Genomic DNA, 18,368 nt, shown 5'->3' on the forward strand with positions numbered 1-18,368 from the left:
GTGATTTTGGCAGCTTTTTCTTTGCCTTGGTATCGAGGTGTAACTAAGTGCATGACGCGAAAAGAATATCGCGGCGGCATGGGAGTAGCTATTGTTATCGTACTGGTAGAAATTGATGGGAAAAAGTAAAATTCTTGACTAATTTGGTGTGCTAATCACAGGTGTTGCAACATGAACAAGACATGGCAGGCGTGGGTAGAAAAAAATCAGGGCTATATCGGTACGGAAAACCGGCTGGAGTTTCCGGATGTTTTCCGGCAAGTTGCGGCTGTGCGTGATGGAAATGCACTGGCAATGCTGGATAGTTTCAGCATTATCCGGATAGAAGGCGAGGATGCCGAAACTTTTCTGCAAGGCCAATTGTCAGGTGATATTCGGGATGTTGCCGATGGTGCGGCACGGTTCAGCACCTATTCCACGGCCAAGGGGCGCATGCTTGCCAGTTTTCTTATCTGGAAGCAGCAGTCGGCTTATTACCTGATTGTAGCGTCGGATATCTGTCAGGCGGTTGCCAAGCGTCTGGCCATGTTTGTCATGCGTTCCAGAGTGAAAGTGAATGTGCTGGATTCTGAACAGACCAGTATTGCCGGTGTGCGTGGTGCGCAAGTACAGGCCCTGATTGAGCAGTATTTTGCTGCTGAAGCACCCGTAGCCTTGACTGTGCTGCAGGGGGGCACGGAAACAGCCATCGCCTTGCCAGAAGGTGGTTATCTGCTTCAGCTTGATGAGGGCTCTGCTTTGTTGCCGACACTGCTTGCTGAAGAGGCAACTGCGGTGTCATCCATGGCGTGGAATATCCGTGATATAGATGCGGGTATTGCCTGGGTGGCACAGGCAACGCAGGAACAGTTTGTTCCCCAGATGGCAAATATGGAATTGATTGGTGCTGTCAGCTTTAAAAAGGGTTGCTATCCCGGGCAGGAAATTGTGGCGCGCACCCAATATCTTGGCAAGTTGAAACGACGCTTATTCAAGGCCAGGCTGTCTTCTTTCGCTGCGGTGGGCAGCAAGCTATTCAGTCCTGAAGTACCTGAACAATCCATTGGAATGATTGCTGCCATTTGTCCAGTTGCTGAAGGCGAATACGAAACACTGGTGGTTGTGCAATCCGCTTGTTGGGAAAAAGGTATTTACCTGGAAGCGGAATATCTTCATCAGCTGGTGTGTCTGACTTTGCCCTATGTTACTCAGGATGAATAAGCAATTGGTTTGCTTACGGAATTTTAACTGTTTTGTCTTGACGAATGGACTTCCTTTTGGCTAAATTGAAATCGTTGTTGTCTAACTGAATAATAAGGGCGGAAAAATGGATATTAGCACTCTGAGCTTTACCGAGCTGGTTGCACTGAAAAGCGACGTTGAAAACGAAATCAAGCGTCGTGAGTCCGAAGAAAAAACCAAGGCCAAAAAACAGATCATCGAACTGGCAAAGGCTTATGGCCTGAGCGTGGAAGAGGTGCTGGGCAAGGTGGGCGGTGCTGTTCGCAAGCCGGTGGAAGCCAAGTATCGTCACCCGGAAAATACCGAACTGACCTGGACTGGCCGTGGTCGCAAACCGGTATGGGTACAGGAACTGCTGAACGCTGGCAAAACGCTTGAAGATCTGGCCATCTGATGTAACATGGCCTGCCAAGTGCCTGAAAAAAGCGCCTGCATGGGCGCTTTTTGTTTTTGTACGCAAGTTCTTCTTGCTGATTTGCCTGCTTGTATAAATACTGATAAGAATAAATGCTGCACCCGCTGCTCCATCAACGCTCCCTGTCACCATGACCGACTGAAAGTTACGACATGTTGGACTTTTTCTCCCGAGGCTCAAAGAACAAGTCAGACCCTTTGGCCAATGCAGCTGCCGCCAAGGCTTATGCCGATACGCTAAAGCAGGAATATGGTGCGGCTGCACATGAGAGAATTACCGAGATGTTGGCGGAGGTGAATGCTCTTTCCCCGCATGTAACGGCAGATCTGCTGGACGCAGTGCTGACGCTGAATCTGGAAATACAGCCCTTGCATGAAAACCTGTGTTCGCAGTATTTCATGAACACGCGCATGCCCAAGGTGCTGGAAGGTCAGCTGCGTTCGCAAATCCTGTCTTTTGGCAAACAGTTTCTCGAGTTTTACCAGCGTGCACTGTCTGTCGATACCGGTATGCAGCAGGAGGAACGACTACGGGCCATGCTGCCGCTGGTTCTGGTACGGATGATGCATTATTTTGGCGAATTTGCCCGCTGGCAGTATCTGCGGCATTTCAGTCCCGATGATGTGTTCTGGCTGAATGTGAATCAGCTCTACCGCTTTGCCGAGCAAATGCGCATCGACTCTACTCCGGTTTTTCTGTTTGGCGAGGAAAGCCCGGGGACGACGGTGCAGGACCAGTACCTGATCATGTTGATGCTGTCCCTGCTGAGCAGCGGCAACCTGAGCCTGCGTCAGTTCAATTTCTCTTATCAGATTCTCTGCCTGGTTTCCAACCGCATGTCACTGCAGCCGCAGTTTTCGGAAGAGGCCAGTTTTGCCGTTACCTTGACCGAAGCGATGCCGGCAGCACGTGCTCATGCTGGTTTTGTCAGTGACGCCGCCCGTTTCTGGTCCACCGCCGACATGGTTGAAATCATTCATGGCTGGGCCACGGTCATGGAGGGCGGGCGCTTGCCGCCCGAGCTGAAGCCGCTGGTAGAGCCGGGTATCGATGCCGGCTTATTGCGCATGCTGTGTCGTGAGTGGGCTGCCAAGCCGGTGCGTTTTGAACGTGCCGAGCGTATGGCCGTGACCAACCGCAATCTCGAAGTGGCGCACCGCCTGTCAGCCCTGCATCGGCTGATTCGCCAGCCGGACGAGGCCAGCATGGTGCAGACGCGGCAGGCAGATACCGACAGCTTTGATGATGCTGCCAATATCCGCATTTATGGCTTTGTCACCAGCCGCAAGCGTGACCGTAGCACGCTGGCCCTGGCACCGCTGAACCTTTCCACTGATATGCCGCAGCCTGTCGTGCATGCGCGTGACGAGTTTTTGCGCTGGTCGGTGGAGAATGTCAGCCAGACCGGCTTGGGCGTTACCCTGGATTCGCTGGGGAACGAGTGGGTCAATCTGGGAGGCCTGGTAGGCTATCGTGACGTGGATAGCAACAACTGGAGCCTGGGCCTTATTCGCCGGGTTAAGCGGGCCAGTCAGCGCGAGCGCATTTACCTGGGTCTGGAAACGCTGTCCAGCCGACCGGTAGCCGCGTCCATTCGCCCGGTGGACAGCAAGCTGATTGATCCTAGCCTGCCGGCGGATATGGTTTGGCTGTCCGGGCATATCTCCCTGTTTGTACCGTTTGACAGGGGGGGGCGACGCATCAACGCTCTGATCATGCCGATTTCTGTATATACGCTGGGCAAGCAGTACTACATGACAGCGCGCAGCAAGCATTTTCAGATTGCGCTAGGCAAGGTGCTGGAAAAGGGGAGTGACTGGTGCCTGGCCGAGATCGAGCTGGTGAAGGCGCTGGAGAAGCTACCGCTGGTGATGTAAGCGTCTTGCAGAACTGCAGGAATAAAAAAGCCGGAGTCTGTGCTCCGGCTTTTTTGCGTCAGGCAGGACCGTGATTCAGCGCAATTCGTTGATTACGGCGTAGATCGGGGTCAGTATGGCTTCCCCCATGCGCAGGCTGCGCTGGCCGTTCCAGCCATAGTCGTCGTCTGGCAGGTTGGCATTGTCCTTGAATGGCATTTCCAGGGTGAAGGCCAGACATTTGAAGTTTTCACCCACCCAGTTGGTGGCCAGACTCAGGTTGGCACTGCCAGGTGCATCCTTGTCGTAGCCGACTTCGTCCTGGAAGTCCGGGTTGGACACCATCAGATAGTGCTTGAACTTGTCTTCCAGCTGACGGATGGCGTCAGTATAGGAAGGAACGCCTTCGGTGCCGGCGACAAAGACATAGGGCAGGGATTCGTCACCGTGAATGTCCAGGAACAGGTCGACGCCGGTTTCCTGCATCTTGTTGCGCACCAGCAGTACTTCCGGGCTCTTGTCGGCGCTTGGCTCCAGCCATTCGCGATTCAGATTGGCACCGGCGGCATTGGTGCGCAGATTGCCCAGTACCGAGCCATCCGGGTTCATGTTCGGCACCACATAGAAAGTGGCTTTGTCCAGCAGGGCGCGGGAGGTGGCATCCAGTGGGTCCAACAAGCGGTTGAGGAAGCCTTCGACAAACCATTCCGCCATGGTTTCACCCGGGTGCTGACGGGCAGTCACCCAGATTTTCAGGTCGGATTCCACTTCATGGCCGATGGTCAGCAGGTTGATGTCACGGCCCTGCACGGTAAAGCCCAGATCGTGAATCTGGCACAGGCCGGACCCTTGTGCCTGACCCAGCAGGTTCAGGTGCTGTTCGTGCGAGTAGGGTTCGAAATAGGCGTAGTACACGCTATTGGCCAGCGGAACGTGCTCAACGGTCATCACTTGGCCATCGTACTGTGCAGGTACGCGGAACCAGTTGATGCGGTCGTAGGAGGCCATGAGCTGGTAGTTGGTCCAGCCTTCCGGATAGGCGCACTCACCCGCATTCAGAAAGCGCAGCGTACAAGCCTGATAAGCCGCACCCTGCAGGCGGAAGTAAAACCATTGGGCAAAGTCAGAGGCATTGTCACGCGGAATCCGCAGCTGGATGTCGTCGAAACTCTCCATGGAAACGATGTCGATACTGCCTGCGTCAAAGTTGCTGCTGATTTTCATGCGTTGAACCTGTGGTCTTTGCGGGAACTCAAAAACGGAATTGTAAACCTGCAGTCGCTCGCGCGCATCAGGAAAACAAAAAACCCCGCCGCGGCGGGGTTATGCAGCCTTGCTCGAAGGATCAAGCGCGCTTGGTGGCAGTCTTCACGGCATCAGCGGTGGCGCTGCTGGCGGCCTTGATGCTGCTGTCGGTGAATTCGGCAACTTGCTGGGCAGCCTTGCTGAAACTGTTGACGGCTGCTGCAGCAGCAGCCAGCGAGGTCTTGACGGCGTTCAGCGCATTGTCGGAACCTGCCGGAGCATTCTTGGCAGCGCCTTCCAGGGCAGTGATCAGGTTCTTGTTGAAGCTGCCGAGATTTTCTTCAGCCAGCTTGGACAGTTCGGTCTGAGCGGCGGAAACGATTTCGTACACGTTGCGGGAGTTGGCTACTGCCTTGTCAACCGACTGGCTGGTCAACTGGTTGAACTGGTTCAGGGCTTCCTGTGCATCGGTAGCGCCGGCCAGAGCCTTGGCAACCTTCACGTTTTCTTCCAGGGTTTGCTTGGAAGCTTCCAGATTCAGCTTCACCAGACGTTCGGCGCTGTCCAGGGAGATCTGGGCTACGCGCAGGGCAGCTTCAAAGCCGGACAGGGAGATCTTGCTCAGTTGATCGTTGGTATTGAACATGTTTTTAACCCTCATCATTGGATTTCGTGGAAATGACCGACAAGCTCTGTGTTGATTGGACTTTTATATCTTTTTTATATTGCACTGCACAATGAAGATGGAATGTAGCATGCGCCGCGTAAAGGGCATAGAAGTTTTGCTCTAGCTTGTTGTATTTATGATAAATTGCGGGTGCACAACACCAACGACAATAATCCGGGAGTGTTACATGAGTGTTGAAAAAAGGGTCATCAAGAAGTACCCGAACCGTCGCCTGTACGATACGGCGACCAGTTCCTACATCACTTTGGGAGACGTAAAGCAGCTTGTGCTCGAAAACGTGGATATCCAGGTTGTCGACGCCAAGACGCAGGATGACATCACTCGCAGCGTGCTGCTGCAGATCATCCTGGAGGAGGAAAATGGCGGCATGCCCATGTTCAGTTACGAGGTGCTGACCCAGTTCATCCGTTTCTATGGTCAGGCCATGCAGGGCATGATGGGCCCCTTCCTGGAAAAGAACCTGCAGCTGTTTGGTCAGATGCAGCAGAAATTGCAGGAGCAGACCCGTGCCATATACGGTGACAAGGCGGTGTTCAACTCCACCATGTGGGGTGAGTTCATGAAGCTGCAGGGGCCGGCCATCCAGAATGTGATGTCCAGCTACATGGAGCAGAGTACCGGCATGTTCCTGGAAATGCAGAACCGTATGCAGGAGCAGACCAAGCAACTGTTCAGCGGTTTCACCTTCCCCGGTTATGTGCCACCAGGCAAGGACGATGGCGACAAGTCCTGATCGCCATTTTGTTAAAACCCGCATTCGTGCGGGTTTTTTTGTGGCTGCGTGACCGCATGGCCGGCAGCACGCCGGCCGATATCATGCCGGGCTACCGGCTTGCTGCATCCAGCTGGCAATCAGTACCCGGGTTTGTGCGCGCACGGTCTGCTTCAGGAAGGCCAGGTTGTCGCCTTCCAGATGCTGCCAGCCCATGGCTTGCAGCGCGGTGCGCGGCACGACGTGAAACACCATCAGCTGGCCGTTGGCCGTCATCTGGCGCAGCCGGGTCAGCGGGTCGTCAAGTGGCCTGCCGGTAAGGCGGGCAATGATGGCGCTGCAGGTGTGGCCCATGCGATGTCGCTCCGGCCTGTCCAGCACTGGTGCGCTGGCACCGTTGCCCGCTTGTTCCTGGGCAATGAACAGGCGGCGCTGCTGGGCTTCCTCGCCACATAGCAGGAAATCGGCAATGCTGTCCTGCAAGCCCAGAAAGGCCTCGATCAGCTCTGCTGCTGTCGCATCGCTCTTGTCCAGCAGGGTTTCGGCCACGGCAATGGCAGGGCCAAAATGATTGGCGGCTGTTGCGGCCAGATGCAGGGCGCAGGCTTGGTACAAGCCTTCCTTGCTGTCAAAGTAGTACTGCAATGCCGGTGCATTGACACCGGCTTCCCGCGCGATTTCCCGCGACGATGCCCCTTCGTAGCCTCTTTCCCCAAACAGCCTGATGGCAACCTCAATCAGGCGACGGCGTGTTTCCTCGCCACGGGCGTAGCCCCCGGCGCTGGGATGGCGCGGACTTTTGCTGCTCTGCATGGGCGGGCCTGTCTTACAAAAATTTAAAAATATAACAATTGACATATTTTTGTCGAATCTGAAAAATATACCATTTGTTATAAATTGGATTGGCCATGTCTGTTGCTGAACACACTGCACCGTCTTCCACACCGCCGGTACGGCGCAATTACCGGCTGGCCTGGCTGGGCCTGGCAGCTGTCGCCGCAGGGGCAGTTGCCTGGGGTGGCTACTGGTGGCAAACCGGGCGTTATCTGCAAACGACCGATGATGCCTATCTCAAGGCAGATAGCGTGGTGATTGCCCCCAAGATCGGCGGCTATGCCAGTGAGGTGCTGGTAACGGCCAATCAGCAGGTGCGGCGCGGCGATCCGCTGGTGCGGCTGGATGGCCGGCAATACCAGGCCATGCTGGAACAGAGCCGGGCACAGCTGGAAGCACGCGAGGCCGATTTGCAGCGTGCGCGGGCCGACATCGCCCAGCAACAGGCGCAAATTGCCCAGTCGCGCGCGCAGGAAACCGTGGCGCGCTTGACGCTGGCACATGCCAGTGAGGAGGTGAAGCGCTATGCCCCCCTGAGTGTTACCGGAGCTGCCAGTGACGAACGCCTGGCCGAGCTGCGCAATAACCAGGCGCAGGCACAGGCCAATCTGGATGCGGCCAGCGCGGTACTGAAGGCGGCCACTACCCGGCTGGTCACCAGTCAGGCCCAACTGGCCCAGGCGGAGGCACAGCGCAAGGCCGCCGAAGCGGCGCAGCGGCAAAGCCATCTGGATGTGGACGATACCGTGTTGCGCAGCCCGCAGGATGGCCGGGTGGGCGACCTGAGCGTAAGGGTAGGGCAGTTGCTGCAGGCCGGTACACGGCTGATGAGCATTGTGCCGGTACAGCAGATGTATCTGGTGGCCAATTTCAAGGAAACCCAGTTGCAGCGCATGCAGGTGGGGCAGCGCGCCAGCCTGCATGTTGATGCGCTGCCGGATGTCGAACTGCATGGCGTGGTGGAAAGCTTTTCGCCGGGAACCGGGGCGCAGTTTGCCCTGTTGCCGCCGGAAAACGCCACCGGCAATTTCACCAAGATCGTACAGCGGGTGCCGGTGCGCATCCGGCTGGATATTCCCCCCGCCCTGCGCGCACGGCTGTTGCCGGGCCTGTCAGTGACGGCCGAGGTGGATACCCGCCACGAGGCCAGTCATGGCTAAGGCCGGACCGACACAGGCCATGCGCGAAGCCGATGCCAGCATGGCCGACTGGATTGCTGTCATCGCCGGTGCGCTGGGCGCGCTGATGGCGGTGCTGGACATCTCCATCACCAATTCGGCCCTGCCGCAAGTGCAGGGCTCGGTGGGGGCCACCGGCACCGAGGGCACCTGGATTTCCACCGGCTACCTGATGGCCGAAATCGTCATCATCCCACTGGCCGCCTGGCTCACCAGGGTATTCGGCCTACGCAATTTCCTGGTGGGCATTGCCTTGCTGTTTACCCTGTTTTCCATGTTGTGCGGCATTTCCAGCAGCCTGCCCATGCTGATTCTGGCGCGTATCGGCCAGGGTTTTACCGGTGGCGCGATGATTCCCACCGCGCAGACCATCATCCGCACCCGCTTGCCACGCCACCAGTTGCCCAAGGGCATGACGCTGTTTGGCATGACCGTGCTGCAGGGGCCGCTGATGGGGCCGGTAGTCGGGGGGTGGCTGGCGGAAAACTACAGCTGGCACTGGTGCTTTTTTCTCAATGTGCCGGTGTGTGCGGTGCTGGTGTTGCTGCTGCTGGCCGGCCTGCCGCCGGAGTCCGCCCGCCTGCAGGCCTTTCGTGATGCCGACTGGCTGGGCATTGCCGGGCTGGCGCTGGGCCTGAGCACGCTGACTGCCTTGCTGGAAGAGGGGCAGCGTGAACGCTGGTTCGAATCCGACCTGATCATTTTTCTGACTGTTTGCTCGCTGCTGGGCCTGCTGCTGGTGGCGCTGTCGCAGCGGCTGGCGGCCAAGCCCATCGTGCGGCTCAGCCTGATGCGCAACAAGAGCTATGCCAGCGTGATCATCATCGTGTTTGCCATTGGTGCCGCGCTATATGGCGTGTCCTATCTGCTGCCGCAGTTCCTGGGGGTGGTGGCCGGCTATAACGCCCAGCAGTCTGGTGGTGTGTTGCTGATGTCCGGCATCCCGGCCATTGCCATGATGCCGCTGCTGCCGCTGTTGCTGGGCGGCAAGGTGGATTACCGCCTGCTGGTGGTGTCCGGCCTGCTGTTGTTTGGCTATAGCTGCTATTTGGACGGCAACCTTACCGCGCAGAGCGCCGACCACGACTTCACCCTGTCGCAGCTGCTGCGCGGGGTGGGGCAGATGCTGGCGATGATGCCGCTCAACCAGGCCTCGATGGCGGCGGTGACGCGCGAGGAATCCGGCGATGCCGCCGGCCTGTACAACATGGCGCGCAATCTGGGTGGTTCGGTGGGGCTGGCGGTGATTGGCAGCTTCATCGACCGGCGCAATGCGCTGAACGGCGAAACCCTCAATAGCGCGGTGTCGGCCAATGCGGTGCTGACACAAGAGCGCATTGCCGGCAGTGCTGCCAGCCATCTGGCTCAGGTGGGCGATGCTGCCCACGCCCGACTGCAGGCGCTGGGCGAGCTGGCCGGGCAGATCCAGCAGCAGGCCATGGTGATGACCTACGCCCAGACTTTCCAGGCCTTGTGCCTGGTGATGCTGTGCTGCATTCCGCTGGCTCTGTTGATCAAGACCAGCCAGCAAAAGGCCATGCCCGGTGCGCACTGAACCTGTTTTCCAAGAGAGCCTGCTTATGCCGTTTCGTTCACAATTCTCCCGCCGCCTGTTGCTGAGCGGCCTGCTGGCCGCGCTGCCGCTGACTGCCTGCACCACGGTAGGCCCTGATTACCACGGTGCGCCGCTGCTGCCCACCGGACAGCAACTGGTGCGCGCCACCACGCCGGCAACATCCCCGCTGGTACAGCCGGCGCAATGGTGGCTAAGCCTGCACGATGCCCAGCTGGACCGGCTATTGGCCCGTGCCATGCAAGACAGTCCTGATCTGGCAGCGGCACAGGCGCGCCTGCGCCAGTCGCGTGCCGGTCTGGCACAGCAGCAGGCCAATACCCGGCCCAAGAGTGCGGCCAGCGCCGTTGGCCTGGCGTTGGACATGGGGCCGGGTACCGACTCGGCGCAGAGCTTGCGCTTTTACAATCTGGGCCTGGATGCCAGCTGGGAGGTCGATCTGTTTGGCGGCAACCGGCGGGCGGTGGAGGCGGCCACGGCGCAGGCCGGGCAGGCGCAGGCCAGGCTGGCTGACGCGCAGGTTTCCCTGTTGGCGGATGTGGTGCAGGCCTATGCCCAGCTGCGGTTGCGGCAACATGAAGTACAGGTGCGTACCCAGCTGCTGCAACTGGATGAAAACCTGCTGCAGCTGGTGCAGCAACGACGTAGCGCCGGGGTGATTGGCGATATGGAACTGGCAAGCCAGCGCAGCCATCTGCTGGACAGCCAGCGTGCGCTGCAGGATGCTCGGCAGACGCTGACCGAGGCGCTGGACCAACTGGCCCTGCTGTGCGGTCAGCCATCTGGCGCGCTGGATGCCGAGCTGGCAACGGTGGGGGAGATTCCGGCGGTGCCGGCGGAGGTGGCGGTGGGCGATGTGGCCAGCCTGCTGCACCAGCGGCCCGATATCCGCAGCGCCGAGCGCCAGCTGGCGGCCAGCACGGCGCGCATCGGCCAGCGCAAGGCCGGCTACTTTCCCAAGCTGACGCTGCTGGGCGATATCGGCCTGGGGGCCACCTCGGCCAGCAAGCTGTTGTCGCGTAGCAGCAGCATGCTGCTGGCAGCACCCTACCTCAGCTGGGACTGGCTGGACTTTGGTCGCACCGGCGCGGCGGTGGAGCAGGCCGAGGCCGAGCGCGACGAGGCCGATGCCAATTACCGGTCTGCCGTGCTGCATGCGCTGCAGGACGCCAACCAGTCGCTGTCACGCTACGCCCATGAGCGCGACACCCTGCGCAAGCAGCAGGCGCTGCTGGCCTCGGCCAGTCAGCAAGCGCAGTTGATGGCACAGCGGCGCCAGGCCGGGGTGGCTGACCAGAGCCAACTGATCGATGCCCGGCGCACGCTGCTGACTGCCACCCTGGCGGAGCAGGACAGCCGGGCGGCGCTGCTGCAAGCCTTTGCTACCTTGCACAAGAGCCTGGGGCTGGGCTGGCAGGCTGACGCCGGCACATAGGAATGGACAGGATCATAGCTTGCCGGCTGGCAGGGCAGCGTCAATCAGCACATTCAGCCTGCCGTGCGAGCAGTGCTCCACCCGGGCGCTGACCCCGAACACCCTGGCCAGCTGTGCCGGAGTAATCACCTCGGCTGGCAGGCCGCAGCCTTGCAGCCGGCCCTGGTTCAGCAGCAAGGTGCGGTCCCCGTGCTTGAGGGCAATATTGAGGTCATGCAGCACGATTAACGTCAGCATATTGCGCTGGCGGGTTTCGGTCTGGATCAGCCGCATCACTTCAAACTGCCGTCGCAGATCCAGTGCCGACAGCGGTTCGTCCAGCAGCAGGATGTCCGGTTCGCGGATCAGCGCCTGTGCCAGCGCCACAATCTGCTTTTGCCCGCCGGACAACTCACCCAACTGGCGATGGGCCAGCTGGCTGATGCCCAGGCGGTGCAGCAGCTGTTCCACCGCCGACCTGCTGTCGTCGCCCAGCCCGCTGCGCAGCGCATTGGCCGCTACCATCACGCTTTCATCTACCCGCAGTCTTACATCGCCGGGCAGGTTCTGCGGCAAGTAAACCAGCTTGCCCTCTGCCTGCCCCCGGCCACGGCCCAGCTCGCGGCCATCCAGCAGCATGCGGCCCTGCCTGGGCAGCAGGCCGGCCATGGCCTTGAGCAGGGTGGACTTGCCGCAGCCATTCGGCCCCAGCAGCACGATCACCTCGCCGCGCGGCAGCAGGCCGGTGGATATATTGTCCAGCACACGTTGGCGGCCGTAATGCACGCTCAGCGCTTCCACAGTCAGTCCTTGCACAGTCAGTCCTTGCATCAGTTGCTTCTCCCGTTGCGACAGACAATCACCATGAAAAAGGGAATGCCGACCAGCGCGGTGACAATGCCGACCGGAATGATGATGCCTGGCAGCAGCAGGCGCGATACCAGCGAGGAGCAGGACAGGATAATGCCGCCCACCAGCATGGATGCCGGCAGGAAGAAGCGGTGATCCTCACCGAACAGCGAACGGGCGATATGCGGTGCCACCAGGCCGATGAAGCCGATGGTGCCGGCCATGGCCACTGCCGTGCCAGCCAGCAGGCTGACCCGGAACAAGGCACGCAGGCGCAGTGCCGCGACATTCACGCCAAAGCTGCTGGCGCGTTCTTCCCCCATGCGTAGGGCGGTCAGCCGCCAGCTGTCGGTCAGCGCCCAGGGCAGGCTCAGCAGCAGGGTTAGCGTCAGCAGGCCCACTGCCTGCCAGCTGGCATGACTCAGGCTGCCCATGGTCCAGAACACGATGTTCTGCAGCGACTCGGTGGTGGCGGCAAACTGCACCAGCGATAGCAGCGCATGGCAGGAAAAGTCGCAGGCAATGCCGAACATGATGATGCCGGTGCTGCTAAGCCGAGCCAGCCTGCCCGTGAGATCCAGCAGCAGTGCCACGCTCATGGCAAAGGCAAAGGCCGCTGTCGGTACCAGCCAGCTGCCGCCGTAAGCCGGCAGGTGATCCTGCAGCAACATGCCCAGCGCCGCGCCCAGTGCTGCGGCGGCCGACAGACCCAGGGTGAAGGGGCTGGCCAGCGGATTGCCCAGCACGGTTTGCAGCTCTGCCCCGGCCAGGCCCAGCGCCATGCCTACGGTTACCGCCAGTAAGGCCATGGGCAGGCGGATATCCCATACCACCAGTACATGCATGGCATCCCCCTGCCGCTGCAGCGCGGCAGCCAGCTGTGCCAGGCTTAGCCCGGCAGGACCGATGGTGAAATCCAGCAGCAGGCTGCCCGCTATCAGCAGCAGGGCGCACAGCAGGCCGGCGGCTTTGCGCCACTGCACGCTGGCATAACTGCGGGGCGGTGTTGCGGCCAGGCTTGGCGTTGGCGTCTGGCTCATTGCCGTGCCAGCCAGTAGGTGCCACCCGGCTGCATGGCGCCAAAGCGCTGATGCATCTCGGTCCAGCTGCGTTGCGGGTCGATATCGCGGAACTGCTGCGGATGCAGCCATTTGGCCAGTGCTTCGATCAGGATGATGTGTTGCGGCATGTCATAGAACATGTGCCAGGCGGCAAATACATGTGCTCCTCGGGCTGCGGGCAGGCCCTTTAGCTGTGCGCGATTGCCCACGCGCTGCAGCGAGGCCCGGGCCGTAGCCGCATCGGTGGCGGCTCCCAGCTGCAAGCCCTTGCTGCTGCCCGGCGCGGCAGCGCCACTGGCCAGATAGTAGGCTGGCTGGCTGACCAATACCTGCTCGATATTGATGGGCCCCAGCGGCGTTGCCAGCAGGCTGCTGCCCAGATTACGGCCACCGGCCACCTCCAGCATTTCGCCAAAGCTGCCCTTGCCTGCGGTCATCAGATTATCAAAGGTGTCGGCACGGACATCGGCGAATACCAGTGGTTTTGCCTGTGCCGGCAGGCGTGCCACCCGCTGGCGGATCAGCGCGAGCTTGTCTTCATAGAAGCGGACAAAGGCTTCCGCCTGGCTGCGGCGGTCCAGTGCCGCGCCGAGTATGCGCATGCTGGGCACGGTGTGTTCCAGCGGTTTTTCGCGGAAATCCACAAACACCACCGGTACCCCGGCGCGGGTGAGCAGGTCCACCAGCGGGCTGCCCAGATTGGGACCGTGGCCGGAGATACTAAAGATGGCCAGATCCGGTTTCAGGGTCAGCACCTTTTCCGGGCTGATGGTGGCCTCGCTGGTCTGGCCGATCAGCGGGATGCTGTCGATCTGGGGAAAGCGCTGGCGGTAGGCGGCGTAGCCTTGCTTGTCCAGCAGGCGGAAGTCGCCTTGCCAGCCGGCAATACGGGCAAAGGGCTGTTTGCCTTCCAGCAGTGACATGGCATAGAACAGCCGGCCCTCGCCCAGCAGCACGCGTTGCACCGTGGGCGGGATATCGACCTTGCGGCCGGCAATGTCGACCACGCTGCTGGCCGTGGCCATGAATGAAGTCAGCAGCAGGGCGCAGGCAAGGTGCAATGCACGGCCTGGCAAGAAGCGGAAGGGGGTCATGATGGGTCCTGAAGAGCCTGAGTGCGCGGAAAAAAAATGATGCAGATTGCTGCTGCAGTATGCCGGGTAGCGGGCTTGCATTTGTTTGCCGGCACGGCAAGCACGTTTGCTGCAGCGGCAATGTGCTGTGTCAACGCATGGCTTCGCGCGGGGTGATGCCAAAACGGCGGCGAAAGGCGGTGGAAAAATTGGCTGGGGAGCTGAAGCCTGCATCCAGCGCAATTTGGGTGATGCTGTACTGGCCCTCTGTCAGTGCCTGTCTGGCCTGTTCCAGTCGCGCCACACGCAGGTAGTCCATCACGCTGCAGCCGAATTCGCGGCGGAAATGACGCTGTAGGGTGCTGCTGCTCATGTGCACGCTGGCGGCAAGCTGGCCGATATCCCAGTCATTGGCGGCACCGGCATCAATCATGTCCTTGAGCCGCAGCAGGCTGTTGCGATGTGGACCGCTGCGGCCCTGGGCTTCGGGCAACAGGCAGGCCAGGGTTTCCGCCAGCAGCTGCAGGCCCAGCATTTCCCTTTCCAGCTTGTCCAGCAGCGGGCGCGAGGTGCGGTGGCGCAGCAGCTGCCAGCCCAGCTGGGCCAGCCGGCCACTGCATTGCCAGTCGCTGGCGTGCACGGCGGCCTTGCCCGGTCGCTGGCCAAGTTCCGGCGGCAGCAGCAGATCGTGTTGCGCCAGCCATTGCGGGCTGATGGTCAGGCACAGCTTGCTTTCCCGCTCGATGCAGCTGGCGCGGCGTTCAAAGCGGACTTCATCGTGCAGGTTGGCAATCAGGATGGCGCTCTGCCCCGGTTGGCGGGCGCTGAGCAGGAAGTGCTCGCGGTCCAGGCAGCAGTCGATTTCCCCTTCCAGCACCATGATCAGGCGCAGGCCGGGGGCATTGGTGGTCTGGTGGCCATGGCTATGGGATTGACGGCTGTTGGCGCTGATCAGAAAGCCCGGGCTGGCCTCCTGCGACCACATGGTGGGGGAAGGACAATTGTGCATGGGCGGAAAAGCATTCTGCATCTTGATCAAAGGTAATGCGCACGACAAAACCGGATAATGGCTGCCGTACTAATGATAATGAGAAGGATTATCATTTAATGAATGCCAAGTTTCAAGCCGTTTTCCATTTTCTTACCTGCCTTGCCTTGTGGCTGGGACTGGGGACAGCGTCAGCCCTGGCGGCAGGGCAGGATGGCGTGGTGCTATTGCGCGGGGCCAGCCAGTTCGGGATGACATCCAGTTACACCGGGCAAAACTACATCATCTACCTGTCGGTACCGGAAGCCCCGGCTCCAACAGGTGGCTACCCGGTGCTGTATGCGCTGGATGGTGACAGCAGCTTCCCGGCCCTGCATCTGGCCAATCCGCGTTCGGCAGAGGCGTTGGCCATGCAGGCCGCGCATGGTCGCAATGCACCAGACCCCGGCATCGTGGTGGCCATCGGCTACGGGCGCGACATGTTGCAGACGCGGGATTTGCGCAGCCGCGACTACCTGCCACCACTGCAATCCACTTCCAGCCCCAGCGGGGCCGATGCATTTGCCCTGTTCATCGAACGCGAACTCAAACCGCAGATTGCCGCCCGTTTTCCTATCAATCCGGCTCGCCAGTCGCTGCTGGGACATTCCTATGGCGGCCTGTTCACCCTGTACCGGCTGTTGCAACAGCCTGCCGCCTTCCAGCGCTACTTTGCCATCAGCCCCTCGCTGTGGGCTGCCGAGGGCCGGGTAGCCGACATGGGCTTCAGTCAGCCACCTGCGGCACGGCTGGCTTTGTGGATAGGCGGTAACGAGCAGCCAGCTGCCGCAGTCAGTGCCGATCCTGCACGCAAGACGCGGGTAGAGGCCCGCAACATGCTGGGCAAGGCACAAGCCTTTGCCGCCCGCATGCAGGCCGTGCCCGGCCTTGACACCGATTTCCGCGTGGTACCCGACCACGACCACGGCGAAATGGCCATCTATGCCTACGCCCGCGTGCTGCGGCTGGCCTTTGCCGCAGACTGATTTTTCCTGATTACCGACCTTAGCGAGAACAGCAAGATGACACAGCGTGATGAGCACCGGCTTAACCCTCTGACCCGGCAGGTCCTGCTGGCACTGACCGGCAGCCTGCTGTCACTGGCAGCCGGCACAGCCCATGGCGAGGCAGCGGCTGCCACGGACAGCCAGCTGGACACCGTGGTGGTGAGTGGCGAGAAAATGCCGCGCAGCCTGAGCAAGGCCACCACGGCGGTGACCGTGGTGGGGGCGGACCAGCTGGAGAAGGGCGATATTTCCTCGGTCAACGAACTGGCACAAAAAGTACCCAATGCCGTGGTGAACCCGGCTGGCGGCATCAATATCCGCGGCGTGGAAAGCACCGGCCCGGCCACCGGCCTGTATACCTTCTTTGGCGGTGCCCGCCCGCGGGTAGCCACCATGCTGGATGGCGTAGCCGAGGCCTGGACCGGCCAGCAGTATATGGATGCCGACATGTGGGATGTGAAACAGGTGGAAGTGCTACGCGGCCCGCAATCCACCACCCAGGGGCGCAATGCCATTGGCGGCGCGGTGCTGGTACAGACCCGCGACCCCAGCTTTGTTCCGGAAGGCGCGTTGCGCCTGGGCTGGGAAACCGCCGATGGCCGTGCCAACGCCGCCGGTATGGTATCCGGCCCGCTGGTAAAGGATGAGCTGGCCTACCGTCTGACCGCGCAGGGGGTGAGGGGGAACGACTACATCCAGTACGCCGGTAAGACCGGCAATGACAACCCGTCCCATGTGCAAAACTACGATGTACGCGGCAAGCTATTGTGGACGCCGGCATCCATGCCGGATTTCCAGGCCAAGCTGACGCTGTCGCATCGCCAGTACCAGGGCGATTACCTGAACCAGGTGAGCAACCCGGTTTCGGCCTACACCTATATTGCCTCCACCAGCAATAACTACCGCACGCAGGATTCCAACAACACCACCGCCACGTTGGAATCGCAATATGCCTTTGCTGCCGGCGTCACCGGCTACCTGCAATACAGCTTCAGCGACAACCACATCGGTTTTGTGCAACGCCCCACCGCGATGACGCTGGGCATGGATGACCAGAACCACACCGTGGAAGGCCGCGTGGTGTTCAAGCGCCCGGATAGTGCGGTCAACGGCGTGCTGGGCATGTACCTGTACCAGCGTGACCAGGACCTGAGCGCCTATGGTGCTGCCACGCTATCCGGTAGCGATAGCGTGAAGACCGGTGCCGTGTATGGCGATGGCGAGTGGGTGCTCAGCCCGGCCTGGTCCTTGCTGGGCGGGGTGCGGGTGGAGAAGGAAGAACAGCAGCGCAATATCGTCTACAACAACCACCGCCTGCAGGCCGACATCGACAAGACCAGCCTGCTGCCCAAGGCCGGGGTCAGCTATCGCTGGTCGGACGATACCAATCTCAACTTCGTGGTGCGCAAGGGCTATAACCCGGGCGGGGTGTCGTTTGACACCAGCCACAACTACGCGGTGTACCAGTACGACAGCGAAAGCGTGAATTCCTACGAAGCCATGCTCAAGACACGCTGGCAGCAGCTGAAATTCAGCGCCAACCTGTTCTACAACGATTACGACAACTACCAGATGAGCTACTCGTCCATCCTCTACAATATGCCCAAGGCGCATACCGATGGCCTGGAGCTGGGGGCGGAGCTGCCACTGGCCGGTGGCTGGGAGCTGGGTGCCAGCGTGGGGCTGCTGCAAAGCCGCATCGACCAGGCCCCCAGCGGGCTGAGCGCGGCCACCGGCAACCAGCTGACCTATGCACCGGAAACCACGGTTTCGGCCAGCGTGAAACGCCACTGGGGCCAATGGGAAAGCTGGCTGAATGCGCAGTATGTCGGCAAGTACTATACCGATGCGGCCAACTCCAAGACGGCCATGGGCGGTGACTACACCCTGGTCAACATGGGGCTGAGCTATGCGTTGACGCATGACATCACCCTGCGTGGCTATGTGAAAAATGCCTTCAACCAGACGCTGGTGCTGGGCATGCGCACCACCGGCTTCTATGTGGGCGCGCCGCGCACCTATGGGGTGAATGCCGAATACCGCTTCTGATCACGAGCGGATACAACAAGGGAGTCCCGATGGGACTCCCTTCAGGCTGCTGACAAAGTCATTTGATGCGCTTGTACTGGACCCGGCAAAGCCGGGCCTTCCGACCACGCACTTGATTCCGCAGCCTTCCCATCTATTCCCAATCCCCCCGCCCTTTCCCAGAAAG

Annotated in this window: 16 protein-coding genes; 9 read left to right on the top strand and 7 right to left on the bottom strand. The window is 60.4% G+C overall.

Annotated features, from left to right (window positions below):
• The first annotated feature begins 171 nt into the window (after positions 1–171).
• The 3 genes from ygfZ (at position 172) to GSR16_RS06690 (ending at position 3,513) form a co-directional block, all read left to right on the top strand.
• Positions 172–1,200, top strand: a complete 1,029-nt coding sequence (ygfZ, locus tag GSR16_RS06680; protein WP_159875738.1) for a CAF17-like 4Fe-4S cluster assembly/insertion protein YgfZ — start codon at positions 172–174, stop codon at positions 1,198–1,200.
• Between the two features lie 106 nt (positions 1,201–1,306).
• Positions 1,307–1,615: an H-NS histone family protein gene (locus tag GSR16_RS06685; RefSeq protein WP_159875740.1), complete on the top strand. Its 309-nt coding sequence runs from the start codon at positions 1,307–1,309 to the stop codon at positions 1,613–1,615.
• A gap of 218 nt (positions 1,616–1,833) precedes the next feature.
• Positions 1,834–3,513, top strand: coding sequence for a hypothetical protein (locus tag GSR16_RS06690; protein WP_240902618.1), 1,680 nt, complete (start codon positions 1,834–1,836; stop codon positions 3,511–3,513).
• A 75-nt stretch (positions 3,514–3,588) separates the two neighbouring features.
• Here the strand turns inward: GSR16_RS06690 and GSR16_RS06695 are convergent, their stop codons facing one another.
• Entirely contained in the window at positions 3,589–4,716 is a 1,128-nt protein-coding gene (locus tag GSR16_RS06695) for a M14 family metallopeptidase (protein WP_159875744.1), read from the bottom strand.
• Positions 4,717–4,837: 121 nt separating this feature from the next.
• On the bottom strand, positions 4,838–5,383 hold the full coding sequence (locus GSR16_RS06700; protein WP_089086160.1) for a phasin family protein: 546 nt from the start codon (positions 5,381–5,383) through the stop codon (positions 4,838–4,840).
• Positions 5,384–5,591: 208 nt separating this feature from the next.
• On the opposite strand from GSR16_RS06700, the gene phaR reads away from it, so the two are divergent.
• Positions 5,592–6,158 carry a polyhydroxyalkanoate synthesis repressor PhaR gene (gene phaR / locus GSR16_RS06705; RefSeq protein WP_159875746.1) on the top strand — a complete coding sequence of 189 codons (567 nt, stop codon included), beginning with the start codon at positions 5,592–5,594 and terminating at the stop codon, positions 6,156–6,158.
• 81 nt (positions 6,159–6,239) lie between these two features.
• Here phaR and GSR16_RS06710 read toward each other — a convergent pair whose 3' ends face one another.
• Positions 6,240–6,950 carry a CerR family C-terminal domain-containing protein gene (locus GSR16_RS06710; protein WP_159875748.1) on the bottom strand — a complete coding sequence of 237 codons (711 nt, stop codon included), beginning with the start codon at positions 6,948–6,950 and terminating at the stop codon, positions 6,240–6,242.
• A 95-nt stretch (positions 6,951–7,045) separates the two neighbouring features.
• Here GSR16_RS06710 and GSR16_RS06715 point away from each other — a divergent pair, with 95 nt between their 5' ends.
• From GSR16_RS06715 to GSR16_RS06725, 3 genes are read left to right on the top strand one after another with little or no spacing between them, the layout of a single operon-like run.
• Complete coding sequence (locus GSR16_RS06715) at positions 7,046–8,131, top strand: HlyD family secretion protein (protein ID WP_159875750.1); 1,086 nt, start codon at positions 7,046–7,048, stop codon at positions 8,129–8,131.
• Positions 8,124–9,704 carry an MDR family MFS transporter gene (locus tag GSR16_RS06720; protein WP_159875752.1) on the top strand — a complete coding sequence of 527 codons (1,581 nt, stop codon included), beginning with the start codon at positions 8,124–8,126 and terminating at the stop codon, positions 9,702–9,704. The genes GSR16_RS06715 and GSR16_RS06720 overlap by 8 nt, the downstream gene beginning before the upstream one ends.
• A 25-nt stretch (positions 9,705–9,729) precedes the next feature.
• A complete protein-coding gene (locus tag GSR16_RS06725; protein ID WP_159875754.1) occupies positions 9,730–11,157 on the top strand; it encodes an efflux transporter outer membrane subunit in 1,428 nt (475 codons plus the stop codon).
• Between the two features lie 12 nt (positions 11,158–11,169).
• Here GSR16_RS06725 and GSR16_RS06730 read toward each other — a convergent pair whose 3' ends face one another.
• From GSR16_RS06730 to GSR16_RS06745, 4 genes are all read right to left on the bottom strand, one after another.
• The gene (locus GSR16_RS06730; protein ID WP_159875756.1) at positions 11,170–11,967 is read right to left on the bottom strand and encodes an ABC transporter ATP-binding protein; all 798 of its coding nucleotides are present in this window, start codon (positions 11,965–11,967) and stop codon (positions 11,170–11,172) included.
• On the bottom strand, positions 11,967–13,025 hold the full coding sequence (locus GSR16_RS06735) for a FecCD family ABC transporter permease (RefSeq protein ID WP_159875758.1): 1,059 nt from the start codon (positions 13,023–13,025) through the stop codon (positions 11,967–11,969). The genes GSR16_RS06730 and GSR16_RS06735 overlap by 1 nt, the downstream gene beginning before the upstream one ends.
• Positions 13,022–14,140: an ABC transporter substrate-binding protein gene (locus GSR16_RS06740; RefSeq protein WP_205677512.1), complete on the bottom strand. Its 1,119-nt coding sequence runs from the start codon at positions 14,138–14,140 to the stop codon at positions 13,022–13,024. The genes GSR16_RS06735 and GSR16_RS06740 overlap by 4 nt, the downstream gene beginning before the upstream one ends.
• Before the next feature lie 130 nt (positions 14,141–14,270).
• Positions 14,271–15,149 (bottom strand): helix-turn-helix transcriptional regulator, encoded by an 879-nt coding sequence (locus tag GSR16_RS06745; RefSeq protein ID WP_159875760.1) that lies wholly within the window; start codon positions 15,147–15,149, stop codon positions 14,271–14,273.
• Between the two features lie 77 nt (positions 15,150–15,226).
• On the opposite strand from GSR16_RS06745, the gene GSR16_RS06750 reads away from it, so the two are divergent.
• Together GSR16_RS06750 and GSR16_RS06755 are read left to right on the top strand one after the other, a co-directional pair.
• Complete coding sequence (locus GSR16_RS06750) at positions 15,227–16,132, top strand: alpha/beta hydrolase (protein WP_159875762.1); 906 nt, start codon at positions 15,227–15,229, stop codon at positions 16,130–16,132.
• Positions 16,133–16,168: 36 nt separating this feature from the next.
• A complete protein-coding gene (locus GSR16_RS06755) occupies positions 16,169–18,202 on the top strand; it encodes a TonB-dependent receptor (protein ID WP_159875764.1) in 2,034 nt (677 codons plus the stop codon).
• The last annotated feature ends 166 nt before the right edge of the window (positions 18,203–18,368 follow it).

The sequence above is a fragment of the Aquitalea denitrificans genome, assembly GCF_009856625.1.
GTDB lineage: Bacteria > Pseudomonadota > Gammaproteobacteria > Burkholderiales > Chromobacteriaceae > Aquitalea > Aquitalea denitrificans.